This window comes from Castellaniella sp., assembly GCF_047971665.1.
Lineage (GTDB): Bacteria > Pseudomonadota > Gammaproteobacteria > Burkholderiales > Burkholderiaceae_B > Castellaniella.
Genome location: NZ_JBKEAA010000007.1, coordinates 1 through 20,639, shown reverse-complemented (window position 1 = coordinate 20,639; position 20,639 = coordinate 1). Strand labels below are relative to the sequence as shown.

Here is a 20,639-nt window from a genome sequence, read left to right as displayed (position 1 = left end):
CAGTGCGACTCATCTCCCCTGTGGAATCCGACGTTTTGCCAGAAAATCCATCGCAGCCGGCCCGCCGGATGCCCGCCCGATCCGTTTCGTCCCGCCCCGCCTCCGGCGCCGGTGATCGTCCCCTGCCGCCCATCCAATATCCGGAAGACCTGCCCGTCAGCGCCTGCCGTCAGAATATTGCGCGCGCCATTGCCGACCATCCCGTCGTCATCGTCTGCGGCGAGACCGGGTCGGGCAAGACGACCCAGTTGCCCAAGATCTGCCTGGAACTGGGGCGGGGCCGTCGTGGGATGATCGGCCATACCCAGCCCCGGCGACTGGCCGCGACCTCGGTTGCCCAGCGGGTCGCCGAGGAATTGCGCACGGAAATCGGTGACTGGGTCGGCTACCAGATCCGCTTTTCCGAGCGTGCCGGTCCGACCACGGCCATCAAATTGATGACCGACGGCATCCTGCTGGCCGAAACCCAGCGTGATCCGTTGCTGCGCCGCTACGACACCCTGATCATCGACGAGGCGCACGAGCGCAGCCTGAACATCGATTTCCTGCTGGGGTTTCTCAAGCGCCTGCTGGCGCGCCGCCAGGATCTGAAGCTGATCATCACTTCGGCCACCATCGACGCCGACCGGTTTGCCCGGCATTTCGGCGCGCCGGGCCGGCCCGCGCCGGTCATCCAGGTCTCGGGCCGCCTGTTCCCGGTGGAATTGCGTTACCGTCCCGTGCAACAGGACGCGGACGAAGCGGGGCCCGCCGGGCGCAAACCCAGGCAGGGCGACGAGGAACGCGATCTGGTCGATGCCGTGGTGGATGGTGTGGACGAGTGCGCCCGTCACGGTCCGGGCGATGTGCTGGTTTTTTTGCCCGGCGAGCGCGAAATCCGTGAATGCGCCGAGGCCTTGCGCAAGCGGCATCCGGTCGGTGCCCTGGTGCTGCCGCTCTATGCGCGCCTGTCGCGCGCGGAGCAGGAACAGATCTTCCATCCTCGCGGCAACGCCCGACGCATCGTGCTGGCCACCAACGTGGCCGAGACCTCACTCACGGTGCCGGGCATCCGCTATGTCGTGGACAGCGGTCTGGCGCGCATCAAGCGTTATTCCTGGCGCAGCAAGGTCGAGCAGCTGCGCATCGAGCCCATCAGCCAGGCCTCGGCCAACCAGCGCGCCGGCCGCTGCGGCCGCCTGGGGCCGGGGGTGTGCGTCCGGCTGTATGCCGAGGCGGATTTCAAGCAGCGGCCCGCCTTTACCGATCCGGAAATCCTGCGTTCGTCTCTGGCGGCGGTCATCCTGCGGATGAAATCGCTGAGGCTGGACGACATCGAGGCCTTTCCTTTCGTCGAGCCCCCCACGGGCCGCGCCGTGGCCGATGGCTACCATCTGTTGCAGGAGCTCGGCGCGCTCGATGAGCGCAACCGCCTGACCCCGGTGGGCCGGGCGCTGGCGCGGCTGCCGGTCGATCCGCGCATTGCGCGCATGATCTTCGCCGCGCACGAACAACAGTGCCTGACAGAAATCCTCGTCATTGCCTCGGCGCTGTCCGTCCAGGACCCGCGCGACCGCCCCATGCAGGCGCGCGAGGCCGCGGACAATGCGCATGCCCGGTTCAACGACAAGCAGTCCGAATTCCTCGCCTGGCTGAAACTCTGGCAGTGGTATGGCGAGCAGGTCGCGCACAAGGCCTCTCAACGCAAGCTGGTGGATCAGATCCGCGCCAGATTCCTCTCGCCCGTGCGTCTGCGCGAATGGCACGACACGCACACGCAGTTGCTGACCCTGGCGCGCGAACAGGGCTGGCGGCTGAATCCGACCCCGGCGACGCGCGAGCAGGTCCACATGGCGCTGCTCGCGGGGTTGCTGGGCAACATCGGCATGAAATCCGAGGATGGCGGCCTGTACCAGGGGGCGCACGACATCCGCTTTGCCATTCATCCGGGCTCGCCGTTGCAGAAGAAGGCCGGGCGCTGGGTGCTGGCGGCCGAACTGGTGGAGACCACCCGGCTGTATGCCCGCTGTGTGGCGCAGGTCGAACCGACCTGGGTCGAGCGGGCGGGGGCGCATCTGCTCAAGCGCGCCTGGTCCGACCCCCGCTGGGAAAAAAAGGCCGGTCAGGTCGTGGCCAACGAGCGTGGCACCGTGCACGGTCTGCCGGTGTACTCCGGCCGTCGCGTGCATTATGGCCGTATCGATTCCAAGGCCGCGCGGGAAATCTTCATCCGTGATGCGCTGGTGCCGGGCGACATTGACAGCAAACTGCCTTTCATCGCGCACAACCGGCGGTTGATCACATCCATCGAGCGGCTGGAGCACCAGAGCCGCCGTCCGGACATCCTGGTGGACGATGCCCTGATCCATGCATTCTATGATCGGCAGATTCCCGAGGATGTGTGCCAGACGGCCACGCTGGAGGCCTGGTTTAAGGGGCTGGCGCCCGAGGCCGCCGCGTCGCTGAAGCTCAGTCGCGACGAACTCATGCGCCATGACGCGGCGGGGGTCACCACCGAGGTGTTTCCCCGACGGCTGGACTGGGCGGGCACCGAACTGGCCGTGGACTATCATTTCGAGCCAGGTTCGCCACGCGATGGCATGACGCTGACTGTGCCGCTTTTCGCGCTCAACCAGATCGATGCCGCGCGCTGCGAGTGGCTGGTGCCGGGCATGCTCAAGGAAAAGGCGCTGCTGCTGCTCAAATCGTTGCCGCAAAAATTGCGCCGCCACTGTGTGCCGCTGCCCGATTATGCGGCCGGGTTCCATGAACGCTGGTTCGATCGCTCCGCCGATCCCGGCATGGGGTTGCTGGATGCGCTGGCGGAGGATGTCTGGGCGCAATGCCGGGTGCGGGTTCAGGTGACCGACTTCAAGCTGGAAACCCTGCCGCCCCACCTGTTCATGAATTTCAAGGTCGTCGATGAGCACGGCCGCATGTTGTCCGGGGGACGCAACCTGGACCAGTTGCGCGCCGAGCACGGTCGTCAGGCCCAGGCCTCCTTCCAGCAGCTGGCGGCCCGTGATCAGCAGGCATCCCGAGTCCTGGATCACGAGGGGCTGACCGCCTGGACGTTCGGGGAGCTGCCGGAATTGCTGGAAATCCAGCGCGGCGGGCAGTCGCTGATCGGCTACCCGGCCCTGCGCGATCGCGGTGAAGCCTGCGACCTGGATGTGTTCGATGACCCCCAGGAGGCCCGGCGCGTGCACGCCGTCGGGCTGCGCCGCCTGTTCCGGCTGGCATTGCGCGAACAGGTCCGCTACCTGGAAAAAAACCTGCCGGATCTGACCCGGATGGGCCTGCTGTACATGGACCTGGGCACTCAGCAGGAACTGCGCGATCAACTGATCGATGCGGCGCTGGATCAGGCCTGCCTGATGGAACCCTGGCCCGGCGAGGCTGCTGCCTTCGAGCAACGTTGCACCAAGGGCCGCGCGCGTTTGGGCCTGCTGGCCCAGGAACGGGCGCGTCTGGCCGGGGTCATCCTGGCCGAGCGCGCCGCCCTGGTCAAAAAGCTGCCACAGGCGCGCCCCTGGCCGCAGGCCCAGCAGGACATCCGCCAGCAGCTCGATGCGCTGGTAGGCGCCGCTTTCGTCCGCGACACGCCGCCGGATCAACTCGGGCACTTGCCCCGCTACCTGAAGGCGGCGCAGATGCGGATCGAAAAACTGCGCGCCGACCCTGCGCGCGATGCCGCCCTGATGGCCGATATTGTCCGGCTGACCACGCCCTGGCAGCGGGCGAGGGCGGCGCTCAAGGGCGCGCCCGATGCCCGGCTCGATGCCTTTCGCTGGCAACTGGAAGAACTGCGTGTGGCGCTCTACGCCCAGGCGCTGCGCACGCCTTTTCCGGTCTCGGTCAAGCGCCTGGAAAAAGCCTGGGCCGCCATGCCGCGCTAGTACAATCCGGCTATGACCCTGTCCCCCGATACTCCTCTGTTCGTCCATCTGCGCTGCCACTCCGAGTTTTCTGTGGTGGACGGCATCGCGCGCATCCCTGATTTGATCAAGCGGGCGAGTGAATCCGGCCAGCCGGCCATGGCGATCAGCGACCTGTCCAACCTGTTCGGCTGGATCAAGTTCTACAAGACGGCCCGCAAGGCGGGGGTCAAGCCCATCGCCGGTTGCGATGTCTGGCTGCACAATCCCGCCGACGAGGACAAGCCCTTTCGCATCCTGTTGCTGGCTTCCTCCCATGTCGCCTATCTGGATCTGTGCGAATTGCTGGCGCGCGCCTGGACGGAGAACAGCCACCGGGGCCGGGCGGAAATCCGTCGTGAGTGGCTGTCGGGCAAGCGTGGCCTGATCGTCCTGTCGGGCGCCCGTGCCGGCGATGTGGGACAGGCGCTGGAGGCCGGTCGCGAGGAAGAGGCCCGGCGGGTTGCCCGCGAGTGGGCCGCCGATTTCCCGGATGCCTATTTCATCGAGTTGCAACGCGCCGGGTTCGAGGGAGACGAGGCGTATGTCCAGTCGGCGCTGCGCCTGGCGTCCGACTGCGGTCTGCCGGTGGTGGCCACGCATCCGATCCAGTTCATCGCGCCGTCTGATTTCCGCGCCCACGAGGCCCGCGTCTGCATCGCCGAAGGCGAACTGCTGGGCAATCCTCGCCGCGTCAGGCATTTCACCGCCGAGCAATACATGCCCGACAGCGCCGACATGGCGCACCGTTTTGCGGACGTGCCCTCGGCCCTGGCCAATGCGGTACAGATCGCCCGGCGCTGCACGCTGACCCTGATCCTGGATCAACCTCAGCTGCCGCTGTTTCCGACGCCCGACGGGGTGTCGCTGGACGACTATCTGGTGCAATTGGCCAATGAGGGCCTGGTCCGCCGCATGGTCCAGCTGTACCCGGACGCCGACGAGCGCGCCCGCCTGATGCCCACCTACCAGGCGCGTCTGGACCTGGAATGCCGGACCATCATCGGCATGGGTTTTCCTGGCTATTTCCTGATCGTGCAGGACTTCATCAACTGGGGCAAGAGCCATGGCGTGCCGGTGGGGCCGGGCCGGGGCTCGGGCGCCGGCTCACTGGTGGCTTTCAGCCTGGGGATCACCGATCTGGATCCGCTGCGCTATGACCTGCTGTTCGAGCGATTCCTGAATCCAGAACGCGTGTCCATGCCCGATTTCGACGTGGATTTCTGCCAGGACAATCGCGAACGGGTGATCGAATACGTCAAGGAAAAATACGGCCGTGCTGCCGTCAGCCAGATCGCGACCTTCGGCACTCTGGGCGCCAAGGCCGTGGTGCGCGACGTGGGCCGGGTCCTGGAGATGCCCTACAGCCTCTGCGATCGGCTGTCGAAGATGATTCCCTTCAATCCGGCCGACCCCTGGTCGCTGGATCGCACGCTGGAACACGAACCTGCTTTCAAGGAACTCTACGATACCGACGAGGAAATCCGCGCTCTCATCGATCTGGCCCGACCCCTGGAGGGCCTGACGCGCAACATCGGCATGCACGCGGGCGGGGTGCTGATCGCGCCGGGCAAGCTGACCGATTTTTGCCCGCTGTATTGCCAGCCGGGCAGCGAATCGAGCGTCGTGTCCCAGTTCGACAAGGACGACGTCGAGGCCGCCGGTCTGGTCAAATTCGACTTTCTGGGCCTGCGCAACCTGACCATCCTGGACTGGGCCGTGCGCTATGTGCGCGAATTCAATCCGGACAAGCGCGACTTCGATCTGATGGCGTTGCCTCTGGACGACAAGGCGACCTACGATCTGCTCTCGGCCGCCAACACCACGGCGGTGTTTCAGCTTGAATCGCGCGGCATGAAGGAACTGCTGAAAAGCATGCAGCCCAATACCTTCGAGGATGTGGTCGCGCTGCTGGCGCTGTTCCGTCCCGGGCCGCTGGAATCCGGCATGGTGGTCGATTTCGTCAATCGCAAGCATGGTCGCGCCGAGGTCGATTATTTTCATCCCGATCTGGAGCCCGTGCTCAAGAGCACCTACGGCGTCATCGTCTATCAAGAACAGGTGATGCTGATTTCTCAGATCATTGGCGGCTATTCCCTGGGCGGCGCCGACCTGCTGCGCCGTGCCATGGGCAAGAAAAAGCCCGAGGAAATGGCCAAGCACCGGGTGATCTTCCAGGAAGGTGCGGCCAAAAAGGGCTACGACCCGGATCTTGCCACCCATCTGTTCGATCTGATGGAAAAATTCGCGGGCTATGGTTTCAACAAGAGCCATTCAGCCGCCTATGCGCTGATTTCCTATCAGACGGCCTGGCTCAAGGTTTATCATCCGGCCGAATTTCTGGCGGCCACCTTGCTGTCGGACATGGACGACACGGACAAGATCCAGATTTTCTGGCGCGACGCCCTCGAAAACGGCGTGGCCGTCCTGCCGCCCGATGTCAATGCGTCCGGCTACCGGTTCGCGCCTGTGGCCGACGAGCATACCGCGCAGGGCCGTCCGCCCCGCACCATTCGCTACGGCCTGGGCGGTGTCAAGGGCACCGGGCAGTCTGCCGTCGAGGCCATCATTGCCGCCCGTGAGGCGGGCGGTCCGTTCACAGGCCTGTTCGATTTCTGCGCCCGGGTCGACCGTCATGCCGTCAATCGCCGCACCATCGAGGCGCTGATCCGCGCCGGCGCTTTCGATACCCTGGAAACCAATCGCGCAGCGCTGGTGGAGGCCCTGGGCAGCGCCATCGAGGCCGCCGAACAGGCCGAGCGCAACGCCAATCAGGTCTCACTGTTCGATGACAATACGGATGAACTCGTGGCCCAGGAGGTGGCGCGCGTCACCCCCTGGGATCTGGAAACCCATCTGACCGAGGAAAAAACCGCGCTGGGCTTTTACTTCAGCGGCCATCTGTTCGACGCCTGGCGTGATGAGATCCGCCGGGTCGCGCCCACACCGCTGGCGCGGCTGGCGCCGTCGCGCAGTTCACAATGGCTGGCGGGAGTGCTGGCAGAAGTGCGCGTGCGCATGACCCGGCGCGGCAAGATGCTGTATGCCTTGCTGGATGACGGCAGCGCCCAGATCGAGGTGGCGATCTTCAATGAGCTCTACGAGCAGCACCGCCAGAGTCTCAAGGAAGACCGCCCCCTGGTGATCCAGGGGCGCATCAGTCATGATGAGTATTCCGGTGGCCTGCGGGTGTCGGCCGATGATCTCTATGACCTGCAGCGCTTGCGCGAAAGCCGCGCCCGCAGTCTGCGCCTGTCCGTGCCCGGCGGCCTGGATGCCGGCCGCCTGCAGGATCTGCTGGCGCCCTGGTGCTCGGCCGAGTCCGGTGTGCCGGTGGAATTGAGCCTGCGCGACGCGCGCTTTTCCTGCCTGCTGCGGCTGGGGGAGGATTGGCGCGTGCGCATGGACGAGACGCTGATCGCAGATGCGCGGCAATGGCTGTCCTACGACGACGTGGAGATCAATTACGGATGAAGCCGCTGCGTATCCTGCATTCCGAGGCGGCAACCGGCTTTGGCGGCCAGGAAAACCGCATCTTCAAGGAAATGCGCGCCATGCGGGCGCATGGGCATCACCTGGAGGCGGTCTGTCAGCCGCATGCGCAATTGGCGCGGCGCCTGGCCGACGAGGGCTTCACGGTGCACACGATGCTGATGGACGGCCCTCGCAATTATGCCTGTGGCGTGGTCCGGCTGCGCCGCATCCTGAAAGCGGGCCGGTTCGATGTGCTCAATACGCACAGCCGCCGCGACACCATGCTTGCGGGGGTGGCGGCGCGGCTGGCGGGGACCCCGCTGATCGTGCGCACCCGGCATCTCGCGGTCAAGCCCGGTTCACTGCTGTCCTATACAGGGGTGCCGCATTGCGTGACGACCGTCAGTGATCATGTCCGGCATCTGCTGCTTGAGCGCGGCGCCGACCCGAAACGCGTGGCCACGGTCTATTCCCCCATCCCGCTGCCCGAGCCGGTCGAGCATTCCACGCTGCGTGCCGAACTGGGGCTGCCCGATGAGGCGGCCGTGGTCGGCTGTGTCTCCGTGATGCGTGAAAAAAAAGGGCACCGTGCGCTGATCGACGCCATGGCCGGTCTGTTGCGGCGCCCGGATGTTTTTCTGGTGTTGGTGGGCGACGGTTCTCCGACTCTGGAAAACCTGCAGGCCTATGTGCGGACGCTGAATCTGCAGGACAAAATCCTGTTCACTGGCCGTCGCGCGGATATTCCCAATGTGCTGGCCGGTTTCGACGTGTTCGCCCTGGCCACGGAACAAGAGGCCTCAGGCACGGTTTTCGTCGAGGCTGCGGCGGCTGGACTGCCGGTGATCGGCACGGATGTCGGCGGGGTGTCGGAGATGCTGCACAATGGCGAAACCGGCCTGCTCGTGCCCCTGCACGATGCGACCGCGTTGACGGCCGCGCTGACGACCCTGATCGATGATCCTTCGCGTCGCCGCGCCATGGGCCGAGCGGGCATGCGGGCCGTGCGGGAAGGCGAACGGTTTACCCTGGAGGGGCTGGTGCATCAAACAGAGCAATGCTATCGACAATGGTTGCAGGAGCGCGCCTCATGAGTCTGGGCACACGCACGGTTCCCGTCCTGATGTATCACCATGTCACCCCTGCGGGGGGTGCCATCAATGTGACGCCGGCGCATTTCCGCGAGCAACTGGCCTGGCTCAGAGACCACGGCTATCGCGCACTGACCTGCGACGAATTCGCCGCGCATCTGGCCGGCGCGCCCGCGCCCGCCCGCTCCGTGCTGATCACCTTCGATGATGGCTATCTGGACAATTACGTCTACGCCTGGCCGCTGTTGCGCGAATATGGTCTGCACGCCGTGATCTTCCTGGTCACGTCCTGGATCGGCGACGGGCCCGCGCGGGCCTGCACGGGTGAGGGCGGGGCGAGCCTGCCGGAAACCCCCGATCACGCGGAATGCATGCGCAGAGTCGCCCAGGGGGAGGAGGCCGATATCGCCTTGCGCTGGACCGAAATCGAGCGAATGCGGGCCGAGGGCGTGTGCGAATTCCACAGCCATACGCATACCCATACCCGCTGGGACAAGCAGGTGGGGGACAAGAACGCCCGCATGACCGACGAGCTGGCGCAGTCACGAGCCTGCCTGGCGCGGCATCTGGGCGAGGTCTCCGATCACCTGTGCTGGCCGCAGGGATATTTTGATGCCGACTATGTCCGTATTGCACAGACCGCCGGTTTCCGGCATCTGTACACAACGCGGGCCTTTGGACGCAATCAGCCTGGCGCCGACCTGGCCTCGATCTTCCGCTTTGCCGTGCGCGATACGACCGGCGCCTCGGTCGGGCGGCGCATCCGCGTGGCGGCGCATCCGCTGCTCGGGCCAGCCTTCAATGCCTGGAAACGATGGAAGCGCGGCCAGCGCTACGCGGGATGAGGCTGTCCGTCATCATCATCACCAGGAACGAGGCCGGTCACATCGGCGAGTGCCTCGATTCCGTGGCGTTCGCCGACGAAATCATCGTGCTGGATTCGGGCAGCACGGACGCGACCTGCGAGATTGCACGCGCGCGGGGCGCGCGGGTCGAGATCTCGCCGGACTGGCCTGGTTTCGGCCCCCAGAAGAACCGCGCGCTGGCGCTGGCCACGAGCGACTGGGTGTTGTCCATCGATGCCGACGAACGCGTGACCCCCGAGCTGGCGCTGGCGATCCAGCAGGCCGTCCGGGCCCCCGATGCCCAGGCGTATCGCATTGCCCGGCTGTCGAATTTCTGTGGCCGCTGGATACGGCACAGCGGCTGGTGGCCGGATCATGTGGTGCGCCTGTTCATGCGTGAGGAGGGGCGGTTCACCGACGCGGCCGTGCATGAGCATGTCGAAGTCCGCGGACGCACGCAGACGTTGCCGGGCCACTTCCTGCATTATCCCTATGCCAGCCTGGAGGTCTTCATCGACAAGATCAACCGCTATTCCACCGAGGCCGCGCGCAGCGCCTTCGAGCGGGGGCGGCGAACCACAGTGCTGGGGCCGTTCGGGCACGGCGTCTGGACTTTTGTGCGTCACTATGTCCTCCGGCGCGGGTTCCTGGATGGCTGGCAGGGCCTGGTCCTGGCCGGCATGGCGGGGACGGGAAGCTTCTATCGCTACGTCAAACTATATTGTCTTGGCCATGGACCATGGCGTTCCCGATGACATGAAAATCCTCTGCACCAACCCGCATCCTCGCAACGGCGGTGGTCATGCGACCTATATCGTCAATCTGGCCCGCGCCTTTCAGGGTGAGCACGAGGTGACGGTGGCCACGCCGGGGACCAGCCGCCTGTTCGCTCAGGCCGGTCAGATTCCCGGGGTGCGTTGCGTGGATACGTCCTTCAGTACGCGTCCGGGGCCGATGCTGGCCGAGGTCGCGCGCTTGCGCCGTCTGTTGCGCGAAGGCGGCTTCGATCTGGTTCATGTCAATGGCTCGGCCGATCATCGTCAGGCGATGCTGGCCCGTGTGGGGCTGCCCCATCCGCCGCGCATCATCTGGACCAAGCACAACACCATGCCGGTGCGAAGTTTCGGTCATTGGCTGCGCGCGCGGCTGGGCACCGATGGCGTGATCGGCGTGTGCGATTACGTGAGCAACCTGCTGCGGGATTCTTCATACCGGGGGCATCCGCTGTGCACCATCCGGCTGGGGGTGGACACGGATCGTTTCAGTCCGGCCACGACGCAGGAGTCAGGCCAGGAACGGGCGACGTGGCTGGGCGCGATCGCGGCGCGGACGCAGGTGCTCGGCAGTGTGGGCGGTACGGACCGGGCCAAGGGATGGATGACCCTCGTGCAGGCGCTGGCCCGGTTGCCGCAGGCGGATCGTGACGGATTCCGCCTTCTGGTGGCGGGCGATCCGCCCCGGGGCGCCTTGCGCCAGGAGGTCGAAGCGCTGGGCATGACTCCCTGGGTCGTGTTTCCGGGGCTGGTGGCCGACCCTCGCCGGATTCTGGCGGCCAGTGACATCGGTTTCGTCGTGTCGTTCCAGGAGGCCGGGTCCTATGCCGCCTGCGAATCTCTGGCGATGGGATTGCCGACCCTGGTGTCGGACGCGGGCGGGCTTCCCGAGCTGGTTCGCCAGGACCAGGACGGCTGGGTCGTCCCGGCTGGCGATGTGGACGCCGCCGAGGCCTGGCTGCGCGAGCGGCTGGCAAACCCCGTGCCTTCGGGCATGTCCGCCTCCGCCCGTGCGCGTGCGCAGACGTGTTTCTCCATGCCTGTCTTTACGGGACAGACCCTGGCGTTCTACCGGAAGGTCTGTGAATAGGTCCGGTCGGCTCGATATAATCCGCTGATGATCCCTATCCTCATGTACCACCAGATTGGAGAGCCCGGCCCGCGCGGTACGCCCTATCGCGGCCTGACCGTGCATCCCCGGGATTTCCGGCGTCAGATGCTGTGGCTGCGGCGGCTGGGCTACCGGGGGCTCTCGATGGCTCGGCTGGGCCCCTATCTGCGCGGCGAGAAATCCGGCAAGGTCATTGGCATCACCTTCGATGACGGCTATGCCAATGTGCTGGAACATGCGGTCCCGGTGCTCGAGGCCTGCGGTTTCGAGGCCACCAATTATTTCGTGGTCCGGCAGTTGGGCGGCACCAACGTCTGGGACGCGGACGAGGGGGTACCGCCTTCGCCGCTCATGGATGTCAGCGGGATGCGTGCCTGGGCGGCCGCGGGTCACGAAATCGGCTCCCATACGCTGAATCATCCCGTTCTGCCGCGGATTTCACCAGAGCTGGCGGTCAATGAGATCCGTGATTCGCGCGATGCGCTGGAACAGATCGCGGGCGTTCCGGTGCGCGCCTTTTGCTATCCCTACGGCAAGTTCACGCCCGCGCTGGCGGCCCTCGTGCGCGAGGCGGGCTATGACACCGCTACCACCACCGCGCGCGGTCTGGCGCGTCTGGATGACGATCCCTACGCGCTGCCGCGCGTGGCGGTCATGCGCTCGACACATCTGCTACGGTTCTTGCAAAAATGTCTGACGCATCTGGAGGATGGCAAACGTTGCCGCGCCGAGCGCCGTCTTTCCGGGGCGGCGATGGCCGATACCGGCCGCGCTGAGGTGCATCGGAGCCAGGATGTCCAGGCGCATGCCGGCGCGCTGCCGCCGGAGGCGGCTTGAGCGCCGCTCGTCAGGCATCGGCGGACGCGGATCCCGCGTCCGCCGATGCGGCCTCCTCCGGCGAGGCGCGCGCGGATGACGTGAGGCCTCGGCCGCTTGAGCGTCTCGCCATTGCCTTTGTCGTCGATCGCTTCGGCAACCGTTATGGCGGGGCCGAGGCCTATGGGCTGGCGCTGATGCGGGAATTGTCCGCCGCCGGGCATCAGGTCACGGTCTTTGCCCGGGAATATGATCCGGCCTGCGATTTGCAGCTTCCTTTCCGACCGATCACCATCAGCCGGCGCTGGCCCAGCTGGATCCGGGTCTGGCTGTTCGCCCGGCGCGCGGCGCAAGCCACCCGCGCCGGGTATGACATCGTCCATTCCCATATGAATGGCTGGTGCGGCGACGTCGAAGTCATGCATGTCACCCCGGTGCGCTACCGCTGGCGAGTGCAGCCCATGTCCAGCCTGCGGCGAGGCTTGTCCCGGTTCAGTCCCCGGGTCCGGACCTATCTGGGCCTCGAGGCGCGACGCGTAGCGCAGCGACCGGGGCACCGGGTCGTCGCCGTGTCGCAACTGATCGCGCACCAACTGATCCAGGCTTATGGGCCCGGTCTGACCGCGCCGGTGATCGCGCCCGGTGTGGCGCAGGCTGATCCTGTCACGGCCGAACAGCGCCGCCGGACGCGGGCCGAACTGGGGGTGCCGGCCGAGGGCACGCTGTGTCTGCTGGTGGCGCGCAATCCGATGCGCAAGGGACTGCCGACGGTGCTTCAGGCGCTGGCCGGGCTGTCGGACGATGTGCTGTTGCTGGTGGTCGGCGCCAATGCGGCCTCGCGCGAGTGCGTTGCCCGCGCGCCTGATTCCGTGCGCCGCCGCACCCATCTGGTGGCGGAAACCTCACAGGTCGATCCCTACTACCAGGCTGCCGATCTGTATGTGCATCCCACCCTGAATGACAGCTTCGGCATGGCGCCCCTGGAGGCCATGTCCTTCGGCTTGCCGGTCATCCTCAGTCCCGCGCCCTGGTGCGGTTTTGCTCAGTATGTCGAGCCGGATGCCGAGGCGCTGGTGCTCAGTCATCCCGAGCGGGCCGATGAGTTGGCGCAGGCCATCGCGCGATTGCGTTCGGACCCGGCGTTGCGCGACCGGCTGCGCAGCGGCGCGCAGGCTGTGCTGGCGCGTCATGCCTGGCCGGAAGTCGCTCGCCAGTATCTGGCGCTGTACGCGGACATCCGGCGGGAACGGGCCCTCGGGCCCGTTCAGGCCCAGCCTCGTGCCCAGTAGACCAGCAGCCCCAGGTATTCCTTGATGATCGACCGGCTGGCGTTCAGCGTCCGCATGTCCGGCAGCCAGAATGAAAAATTCGGATCGTCCGGCACCACGATCTGCGGGGGAGAGGGTGCCGCGACCGGGTTCAGCCCCTGATTCTGGAAGCTGGCCATGGAGCGGGGCATGTGCAGGGCCGAGGTCACCAACAGGAAACGTTCGATGCCCTGATCGCGCAGCAGCCGGGCAGTGTAGACCGCATTCTCCCGCGTGGTGTCGCTCTGGGTTTCTTTCAGGATGACCTGCGCGGGCACGCCGTCGCGCTCCAGGGCGGCGGCCATCATGGCGGCTTCGCTCTGGCCGCCATCCAGGGCCGCGCCGGAGACGACGACCAGAGGCGCCCGGCCTGCGGCATACAGCTGCGCCGCCCTGTCGGTCCGTACGATGGCCCTGTCGCGGTCGTAGGGCTCGAACCAGTTGAGCCGCCCATTGGCGGAATTGCCGCCCAGGACCACGATGGCCTGGGCCGTCGGGATCATGGCCGCCGGTTTGTAGGGGAAGCGTTGTTCCAGCAAGCCGCCCGCCCACAAAGAGGTCGCTGGCAGAGACCAGAACAACGCCCAGGACAGGGCACCGATCACCAGGATCGCGGCTGTCTTGCGCCCGCGCAGCATGAACAGGAGCAGGGCCAGCACCAGCAGGGTGATCGACAGGTTCAGGGGAATCAGCAGGTTGCCGAAAAAAACAGTCAGCGTCATACAGCGGGGGGCGCCAGGAGATCGAGCGCAGTGGACAGAACATCGGGGGCGGCGGGCCAGGCATCCATGCGGCCCATGCGCACGGACTGGTTGGACCAGGGGCCGGTGCGGGAGGGGTCGGTGACACCGAACAGGGTGATCTGGCGCGTGCCGGCAGCGGCGCCCAGGTGCGAGACGCCCGAATCGTTGCAGATCACCAGCGCCGCGCGGCGGGTCAAGGCGGCAAAGGCGCCCAGGCCCAGGGGCGGCAGCAGCAGCGCGGTGGGCGCATTGTCGCGTGCGGCCTGGCGCTCGGCCTCGGGCGGGGACATCGCCACCGTCAGACCACGCGCCTGCAGGGAACGGGTCAGACTGTCGAAGCCTGGCCAGACTTTGACTCGCCCCTTGTGCAGTCCTGTCGCCGTGGGCGCAATCAGCACGAAATCGCCACTGACCAGGCCCGCCTGGGCCAGAGCGCGTGCGGCTTCGTCCTCATGGGCGGCGGCGGCCTGCCAGCGCAATTCATCGGCCGGCTGGGAGGGGGGGGCGGGCAGACGCCATTGCGTCAGCGCGTGGCGGGTCAGGTGATACCAGGATTGCACCGCATGCAGCGGCCCGGACGGTTTGGCGCAGGGCCAGCGCAGGATCAGGCTGCGGCCATCGTCGCGGTAGCCGGCGCAAGGGATCCCCGCAAAGCGGAACACCAGGGCGCTGGACAGGGAGTCGGGCAGCAGCAGGCCCAGGGATCGTCTGTGCGACGCCAGGCGCCGTGCATTGCGCACGGCCGCGCGATCGGCGCGCCAGGCGCCCTTCATCGGGACGAAGCCGGCCAGAGGATAGGCCGACAGCAGATCCCGCGCCCAGGGCCGGGCGCAAGCCACGACGGGCAGGCCCGTGGCCAGCAGGGCTTCCAGGCTGGGCAGGCTCATGCAGACGTCGCCGACCCAGTTGGGCAGGCGGACATACAGAGCGGGACTGGGAGAAGGTGTCAACGCGGCGGCTCCTGCACCCGCTGCGGCCCGGAGGCACGAACGGGCTAAAATGCGTGTTTTCCAAAGTATATAAGAGAGTGTGCCGGGTGAAGACCTCCACCGACCATCCCGCGGACAGCCGCCCCGTGCGACTGGATCTTTGGCGGCAGATCTACGCCCGTCTGGGGCGTGACTGGAAGGTCGGCCTGCTGGCGCTGGTCTTGCTCAGTGTCGCCTCGGCAACCCAGCCGCTGCTGGCGGTCATCATGAAGCCGCTCCTGGACGAGGGTTTCACGGGCTCGCAGCCGGACTACATCTGGTCCATCCCCCTGGCGGTCGTCGGCCTGATGCTGCTGCGCGGTCTGTGCACTTTCGGTGGCACCTATCTGATGACCTGGGTCGCCAACAACATGCTGCTGGCCCTGCGCCGCGACATGTTCGACCGTTTGCTGGGCATGTCCGACGAAACTTTCCGGGCCCGGGATCGCGGCCGCCTGCTCAACCGTTTCACTATCGATGCCGGCAATGTGAGCGGCCTGTCCACCGACGTCATCCGCGTGATCGTGCGCGAATCCCTGACGGTCGTGGCCTTGCTGGCGGTGCTGCTGTACATGTCCTGGCAACTGACGCTGATCGTGCTGGTGATGCTGCCGTTGTCCGTTGTGACGGGACGCTATTTTGTCCGTCGGCTGCGGCGCATCAATCGCGACACGATCAACATGAACGCGGAGCTGACGCATGTGGTTTCCGAAAGCATCGACGGCCAGCGGGTCATCAAGCTGTTCGATGGCTATACGCGCGAGCGTGACCGTTTTGCCTATGTCAACTCCCGCTTGCGCCGTTTCGCCATGCGCGCGGCCAGTGCGGATTCGGCCATGTCGCCGATCTCACAGTTCTTCGTCGCCCTGTCCGTGGCCATTGTCGTGGCCGTCGCGCTGTATCAAGCCAATCACCAGGGTTTGACGGTGGGCAGCTTCGCCGCCTTCATGGCAGCGCTGGGCCAGATATTCGACCCCTTGAAACGGCTGACCAATATCGCCGGGGCGGCTCAGCGCATGCTGATTTCCGCCGAAAGCGTCTTTGCGCTGATCGATGAGCCGGTCGAGTCCGATACAGGGACGCGTGAGGTGCCCGACCGCCTGCGCGGCGAGGTCGCGTTCCAGTCGGTTTCGCACCGTTTTGCCGACGCGACCCGGGACACGCTGGAACAGGTGGCACTGACCGTCCAGGCCGGCCAGACTGTGGCGCTCGTGGGCCGCTCTGGCAGTGGCAAGACCACGCTGGTGAACATGTTGCCACGTTTCGTCAGTCCCACGGGGGGAGAGATCCGGATCGATGGGACCGATGTGCGTGAATTCCGGCTCGGCGCCTTGCGTTCGCAACTGTCGCTGGTCAGCCAGGACGTGGTGTTGTTCGATGGCACGATCGCTGAGAATGTGGCCTACGGCATTCAGGACGAGGTGCCCGAAGCACGCATCCGTGCCGCCCTGGATGCGGCCAGCCTGCTGGAATTCGTCGACAGCCTGCCCGAGGGACTGCAGACCCGGGTCGGCAATAACGCCAATGCGTTGTCCGGTGGCCAGCGCCAGCGCCTGGCCATTGCCCGGGCGCTCATCAAGAACGCGCCGATCCTGATTCTCGATGAGGCCACTTCCGCCCTGGACAATGAATCCGAACGCCAGGTTCAGATTTCATTGGAACGCCTGATGGCGGGCCGCACGACGCTGGTGATTGCGCATCGGCTCAGCACTGTGCAAAAAGCCGACCGCATCGTCGTTCTGGATCACGGCCGCATTGTCGAGCAGGGCAGTCATGCTGAATTGCTTGCGTCCGGCGGCCTGTACGCCAGCCTGTACCGTCTGCAATTCAGAGACGATCTGGCGCCTGCGTCCGAAGCGCCGGCGGCGGCCGCCACGACACAGACGCTTTCATCCCCGGCGCCTCAAGCGTCCGGCACCGAACGTACCGCCGATCATGGCGGCGAGGCTTCTTCCGGGAGACCCTCATGAAAACCATCTTCGCACTGGCTTCTCTGGCTGTTCTGGCGGGCTGCGCCACGCCGGAAGGCCTGACCCTCAATCAATTGGAGACCGATCGCTATCAGGTGACCGAGCGCCGCCGTCTGCCGATCGACCTTGCAGGGGTGCAGCGCAACCTGTTTCAGCACGAGAAGGTCTGCCATGAGACCTATACCTTCGAGATGGTGCCTGGGGAATCGGCCTTCGGGCGCGTCGTCTATCGTCCGACCCCCGAGGCCGGATGGGATCGCAGCGTGGTGCTCAGCCTGACGCTGCTGCATAACCGCACCATCAATGTCAGCGCCTACAGCTACTATGCCGGACAGATGGACCGGGTGCATCAGATGCTGACGGCCATGATGAAACCCGACGCCTGCACGGCAAACACGAGCTGGGAAAACAAGCTGGACGTCGGTGACTGAGAGGCGGCGTCGGGCTGAGGGATGCCGCCCGGCCGAGAGATGCTCCGCCCGGCCTGAATCGACCGGGCGGACTGTCATTGTTCGCCCCGCGTCCTGAACTGAGCCCGGATGCTCTCCGGCACCAGGGCGCCGCCGGTGCTCCAGATCACGTGCGTGGCGTCAGCGACCACCGGGGCCAGGCCATGACGTTGCAGGTAGCTGCGGCCACGCGGCGTGCCGAGCAGCCAGCGGGGGCCGCGCAGGCCGGCAGCGGCCGAGGGTTCGATAAAGATGCCCTCGGTTTGTTCCAGGGCCAGCGCGTCGCAAAACAGGGTGTCGTCATCCACCGTGAATACGCCGGCCAGCAGTCGCGCCATGAGAGGAGCGACCAGCGGCGAGGCCAGGCCGACGGCCAGGCCATCGGCCTCCGTTCGATTGTCCAGGCCGATATCGTGGACGGACACCGGCGTTTCGGTGCCCGCGGCCACTTGCACCAGCATGCAGGGTGAGGCGGTGGGTTCGGCGAAAAAACAATGCACATGCGGGCCGAACAGGCGCTTCAGGCCATAGGCGATACCGCCGGGCGCGCCGCCTACACCGCATGGCAGGTAGACGAACAGGGGATGTGCGGCATCCACCGGGCGGCGGGCGTCGTGGAGCTGATCGCGCAGTTCCTGCGCGGCTGCGGCATAGCCCAGAAACAGCGCCTCGGAACGCTCGTCGTCGACAAAATGGATCCGGGGATCATCGAGCGCCGCGGAACGGCCCGAGGCGACGGCGGCGGCATAGTCGCCCGCGTGCTCGGCGACCGTGATGCCGCGGTTGCGCAAGCGATCCTTTTTCCAGGCCTTGGCATCCGAGGACATATGGACGACCGCATGAAATCCAAGACCCGCCCCGATCAGGCCGATGGCCAGACCCAGGTTCCCGGTGCTGCCGACAGACAGCGTATGCTCGCCCAGAAACTGGCGCATCGAGGGTTCGGCCAGTCGCGCGCGGTCTTCGTGCGCTTGCAGTCGTCCGGCCTTCAGCGCGAGGCGTTCGGCCAGCGCCAGCGTTTCATGGAATCCTCCGCGCGCCTTGACTGAACCGGCGACAGGCAGGATGTCATCCCGTTTCAGGAACCAGGCGCCTGCCGTCAGACGATCGGGCTCGTCCTTGGCCAGAGATTGGTGTTGTAGCCGCGGGATGGGGGTGAGTGGCGAGGACAGCAGGCCGCCCGAAGCCTTCAGTTCGGGAAACAGGTGCGCGAGCAAATCCGCGCAGCGGCGGAACCGGTCTTGCGCGATGCCAGGATCGTAGGGCAGATCCCGTCCGTCATCGGCCGGGTCGTGGCCGGGCGACAGCCAGAGCAGCGGCTGCTTGCCGCGCAAGCCCTGCAGGGTATCGAGGTTGAGGTTCTCTTGCAGTCCCATCATGGTTTTCCGGTCGTCAAAGCAGCACGATATCGTAGTGTTCCTGGCTGTAGCCGGCCTCGACCTCCAGCGAGATCGGTTTGCCGATGAAATCGCCCAGCATGGCCAGGTGCTGGCTTTCTTCTTCCAGGAACAGATCGATCACGGGTTGCGCGGCGACGATCCGGAACTCCTTGGGGTCGAACTGGCGCGCCTCGCGCAGGATCTCTCTCAGGATCTCATAGCACAGCGTGCGCGGTGTGCGCACAGTGCCGCGCGATTCGCACGTGGGGCAGGGCTCGCACAACTGATGGGCCAGCGAATCCCGGGTGCGCTTGCGGGTCATCTCCACCAATCCCAGCTGACTGAAGCCGCTGACCGTCGTGCGGGTGCGGTCGCGCGACAGCGCTTTGTTCAGCTCGGCCAGCACGGATGCCTGATGCCCGGGATCGTCCATGTCGATGAGGTCCAGCACGATGATCCCGCCCAGATTGCGCAGCCGCAGTTGGCGGGCGATGGCGACGGCCGCCTCCAGGTTGGTCTTGAAGATCGTGTCGTCGAAATTGCGCCCGCCCACGAAACCGCCGGTATTGACGTCGACGGTCGTCAAGGCCTCGGTCTGGTCGATGATCAGATACCCGCCTGACTTCAGGTCCACGCGGCGCGACAGCGCGCGCGCGATTTCCTCATCGACGTTGGCGGTGTCGAACAGCGGCCGGTTGCCGCTGTAATGATGGATGCGGTCCGCTACCGACGGCGTATAGCGTTGCGCCCACTCCACCAGCTCCTGGGTCACTGTGCGGGAATCGACCATGATGGATGCCGTGCAAGGCGTCGCCATGTCCCGCAGGACGCGTTGTGCCAAGGTCGGCTCGACGTAGACGGGGGAGGGTGCCGGGACCTGGCGGACGCGCGTCTGAATGTTGGCCCAGAGTGTGCGCAGATAGGTGATGTCGGCCGCCAGTTCCTCGTCGCTGGCGTCTTCGGCCTGGGTGCGCACGATGAATCCGCCCGATTCATCCGCGGGTTTCAGCGCCACCAGTCGTTCGCGCAATGCATGGCGTTCCGCTTCGTTGCCGATGCGTTGAGAAATGCCGATATGAGGCTCATGTGGCAAATAGACCAGCATCCGTCCGGCAATGCTGATGTGGGTGGAAAGCCGCGCGCCCTTGGTGCCGAGCGGATCCTTGATGACCTGGACCAGCAAGTGCTGGCCTTCGAACAGCAGTTTCTCGATCGGCGTCTGCGAGGCATGATCGCCGTTGCCGATGCGCGCATGACGATTCTGCCGCAGGTCGGCCACATGAATGAAGGCGGCCCGCTCCTGACCGATATCGACGAAAGCGCTCTGCATCCCCGGCAGCACCCGGGCGACGCGGCCCAGGCACAGATTGCCGACGTGGCCGCGCTGAATGCTGCGTTCGATGTGCAGTTCCTGTACGACCCCCTGGGCGGTCAATGCCACACGGGTTTCGAACGGAGTGATGTTGATGAGAATGTCTTCGCTGCTGGGCATGGGATATTTTTCTTATGGAGACCGATTGCCCATCAATTTATCACCTTGCACGCATCCGGCTCCGGAACCCCTGTTTTTTTGATGTTTTGATGCGGTTATTTGCCTGGTTTCAAAAAGGCGTGCTATAGTCTCGCTTCTTCGCCGCCAGGCACCCGGGTTAACCCTGGATCTTTACGGTTTTACCGACAGATCGGGGAGGACACGGTGCCAGGCCGGGACCCAGGATTTGCAGGCATTGCGCCCGATCCGAAAGTCGCAGTCGGCAGCGAAGCCCGGTGATGAGCCGGGGCCTGTGGGGTTTGACATTGAAACGTGAATGTGTTTT

General features: G+C 65.7%; 13 protein-coding genes and 1 pseudogene. 10 read left to right on the top strand and 4 right to left on the bottom strand.

All coding sequences use genetic code 11. The features are described from left to right. Nucleotides 1–68: 68 nt before the first annotated feature. From hrpA to ACK5JE_RS01555, 8 genes and pseudogenes are all read left to right on the top strand, one after another. The gene (gene hrpA, locus ACK5JE_RS01590) at nt 69–3,878 is read left to right on the top strand and encodes an ATP-dependent RNA helicase HrpA (protein WP_416799963.1); all 3,810 of its coding nucleotides are present in this window, start codon (nt 69–71) and stop codon (nt 3,876–3,878) included. A 12-nt stretch (nt 3,879–3,890) separates the two neighbouring features. Next, nucleotides 3,891–7,370, top strand: coding sequence for a DNA polymerase III subunit alpha (gene dnaE / locus ACK5JE_RS01585; RefSeq protein WP_416799962.1), 3,480 nt, complete (start codon nt 3,891–3,893; stop codon nt 7,368–7,370). Next, complete coding sequence (locus ACK5JE_RS01580; protein ID WP_416799961.1) at nt 7,367–8,464, top strand: glycosyltransferase family 4 protein; 1,098 nt, start codon at nt 7,367–7,369, stop codon at nt 8,462–8,464. The genes dnaE and ACK5JE_RS01580 overlap by 4 nt, the downstream gene beginning before the upstream one ends. After that, nucleotides 8,461–9,306 (top strand): polysaccharide deacetylase family protein, encoded by an 846-nt coding sequence (locus ACK5JE_RS01575; RefSeq protein ID WP_416799960.1) that lies wholly within the window; start codon nt 8,461–8,463, stop codon nt 9,304–9,306. Before ACK5JE_RS01580 ends, ACK5JE_RS01575 begins: the two co-directional genes overlap by 4 nt. Then, nucleotides 9,303–10,061 (top strand): glycosyltransferase family 2 protein, encoded by a 759-nt coding sequence (locus ACK5JE_RS01570; protein ID WP_416799959.1) that lies wholly within the window; start codon nt 9,303–9,305, stop codon nt 10,059–10,061. The genes ACK5JE_RS01575 and ACK5JE_RS01570 overlap by 4 nt, the downstream gene beginning before the upstream one ends. A 1-nt stretch (nt 10,062) precedes the next feature. Continuing rightward, nucleotides 10,063–11,169 (top strand): glycosyltransferase, encoded by a 1,107-nt coding sequence (locus ACK5JE_RS01565; protein WP_416799958.1) that lies wholly within the window; start codon nt 10,063–10,065, stop codon nt 11,167–11,169. 24 nt (nt 11,170–11,193) lie between these two features. Continuing rightward, nucleotides 11,194–11,910 (top strand): annotated as a pseudogene (locus ACK5JE_RS01560) (polysaccharide deacetylase family protein); the annotation flags it as partial. A gap of 197 nt (nt 11,911–12,107) precedes the next feature. Beyond that, nucleotides 12,108–13,295: a glycosyltransferase family 4 protein gene (locus ACK5JE_RS01555; protein WP_416800013.1), complete on the top strand. Its 1,188-nt coding sequence runs from the start codon at nt 12,108–12,110 to the stop codon at nt 13,293–13,295. Here the strand turns inward: ACK5JE_RS01555 and ACK5JE_RS01550 are convergent. Together ACK5JE_RS01550 and ACK5JE_RS01545 are read right to left on the bottom strand one after the other, a co-directional pair. Next, a complete protein-coding gene (locus tag ACK5JE_RS01550) occupies nt 13,271–14,035 on the bottom strand; it encodes a YdcF family protein (protein WP_416799957.1) in 765 nt (254 codons plus the stop codon). The genes ACK5JE_RS01555 and ACK5JE_RS01550 overlap by 25 nt on opposite strands. Further along, complete coding sequence (locus ACK5JE_RS01545; protein WP_416800012.1) at nt 14,032–14,943, bottom strand: glycosyltransferase family 9 protein; 912 nt, start codon at nt 14,941–14,943, stop codon at nt 14,032–14,034. The genes ACK5JE_RS01550 and ACK5JE_RS01545 overlap by 4 nt, the downstream gene beginning before the upstream one ends. A 140-nt stretch (nt 14,944–15,083) precedes the next feature. On the opposite strand from ACK5JE_RS01545, the gene msbA reads away from it, so the two are divergent. Then, entirely contained in the window at nt 15,084–16,994 is a 1,911-nt protein-coding gene (gene msbA / locus ACK5JE_RS01540; RefSeq protein ID WP_416799956.1) for a lipid A export permease/ATP-binding protein MsbA, read from the top strand. Then, nucleotides 16,991–17,425, top strand: coding sequence for a hypothetical protein (locus tag ACK5JE_RS01535; RefSeq protein ID WP_416799955.1), 435 nt, complete (start codon nt 16,991–16,993; stop codon nt 17,423–17,425). The genes msbA and ACK5JE_RS01535 overlap by 4 nt, the downstream gene beginning before the upstream one ends. Nucleotides 17,426–17,499: 74 nt before the next feature. Here ACK5JE_RS01535 and ACK5JE_RS01530 read toward each other — a convergent pair whose 3' ends face one another. Next, nucleotides 17,500–18,819, bottom strand: a complete 1,320-nt coding sequence (locus ACK5JE_RS01530) for a D-serine ammonia-lyase (protein WP_416800011.1) — start codon at nt 18,817–18,819, stop codon at nt 17,500–17,502. Nucleotides 18,820–18,835: 16 nt separating this feature from the next. After that, nucleotides 18,836–20,314: a ribonuclease G gene (gene rng / locus ACK5JE_RS01525; protein ID WP_416799954.1), complete on the bottom strand. Its 1,479-nt coding sequence runs from the start codon at nt 20,312–20,314 to the stop codon at nt 18,836–18,838. Nucleotides 20,315–20,639 lie beyond the last annotated feature (325 nt).

Excerpts from the sequence above, each read along its gene's own strand:
- hrpA (WP_416799963.1), top strand. The coding sequence starts at position 69 with ATGCCCGCCCGATCCGTTTCGTCCCGCCCCGCCTCCGGCGCCGGTGAT.
- dnaE (WP_416799962.1), top strand. The coding sequence starts at position 3,891 with ATGACCCTGTCCCCCGATACTCCTCTGTTCGTCCATCTGCGCTGCCAC.
- ACK5JE_RS01580 (WP_416799961.1), top strand. The coding sequence starts at position 7,367 with ATGAAGCCGCTGCGTATCCTGCATTCCGAGGCGGCAACCGGCTTTGGC.
- ACK5JE_RS01575 (WP_416799960.1), top strand. The coding sequence starts at position 8,461 with ATGAGTCTGGGCACACGCACGGTTCCCGTCCTGATGTATCACCATGTC.
- ACK5JE_RS01570 (WP_416799959.1), top strand. The coding sequence starts at position 9,303 with ATGAGGCTGTCCGTCATCATCATCACCAGGAACGAGGCCGGTCACATC.
- ACK5JE_RS01565 (WP_416799958.1), top strand. The coding sequence starts at position 10,063 with ATGAAAATCCTCTGCACCAACCCGCATCCTCGCAACGGCGGTGGTCAT.
- ACK5JE_RS01550 (WP_416799957.1), bottom strand. The coding sequence starts at position 14,035 with ATGACGCTGACTGTTTTTTTCGGCAACCTGCTGATTCCCCTGAACCTG.
- ACK5JE_RS01545 (WP_416800012.1), bottom strand. The coding sequence starts at position 14,943 with ATGAGCCTGCCCAGCCTGGAAGCCCTGCTGGCCACGGGCCTGCCCGTC.
- ACK5JE_RS01535 (WP_416799955.1), top strand. The coding sequence starts at position 16,991 with ATGAAAACCATCTTCGCACTGGCTTCTCTGGCTGTTCTGGCGGGCTGC.
- ACK5JE_RS01530 (WP_416800011.1), bottom strand. The coding sequence starts at position 18,819 with ATGGGACTGCAAGAGAACCTCAACCTCGATACCCTGCAGGGCTTGCGC.
- rng (WP_416799954.1), bottom strand. The coding sequence starts at position 20,314 with ATGCCCAGCAGCGAAGACATTCTCATCAACATCACTCCGTTCGAAACC.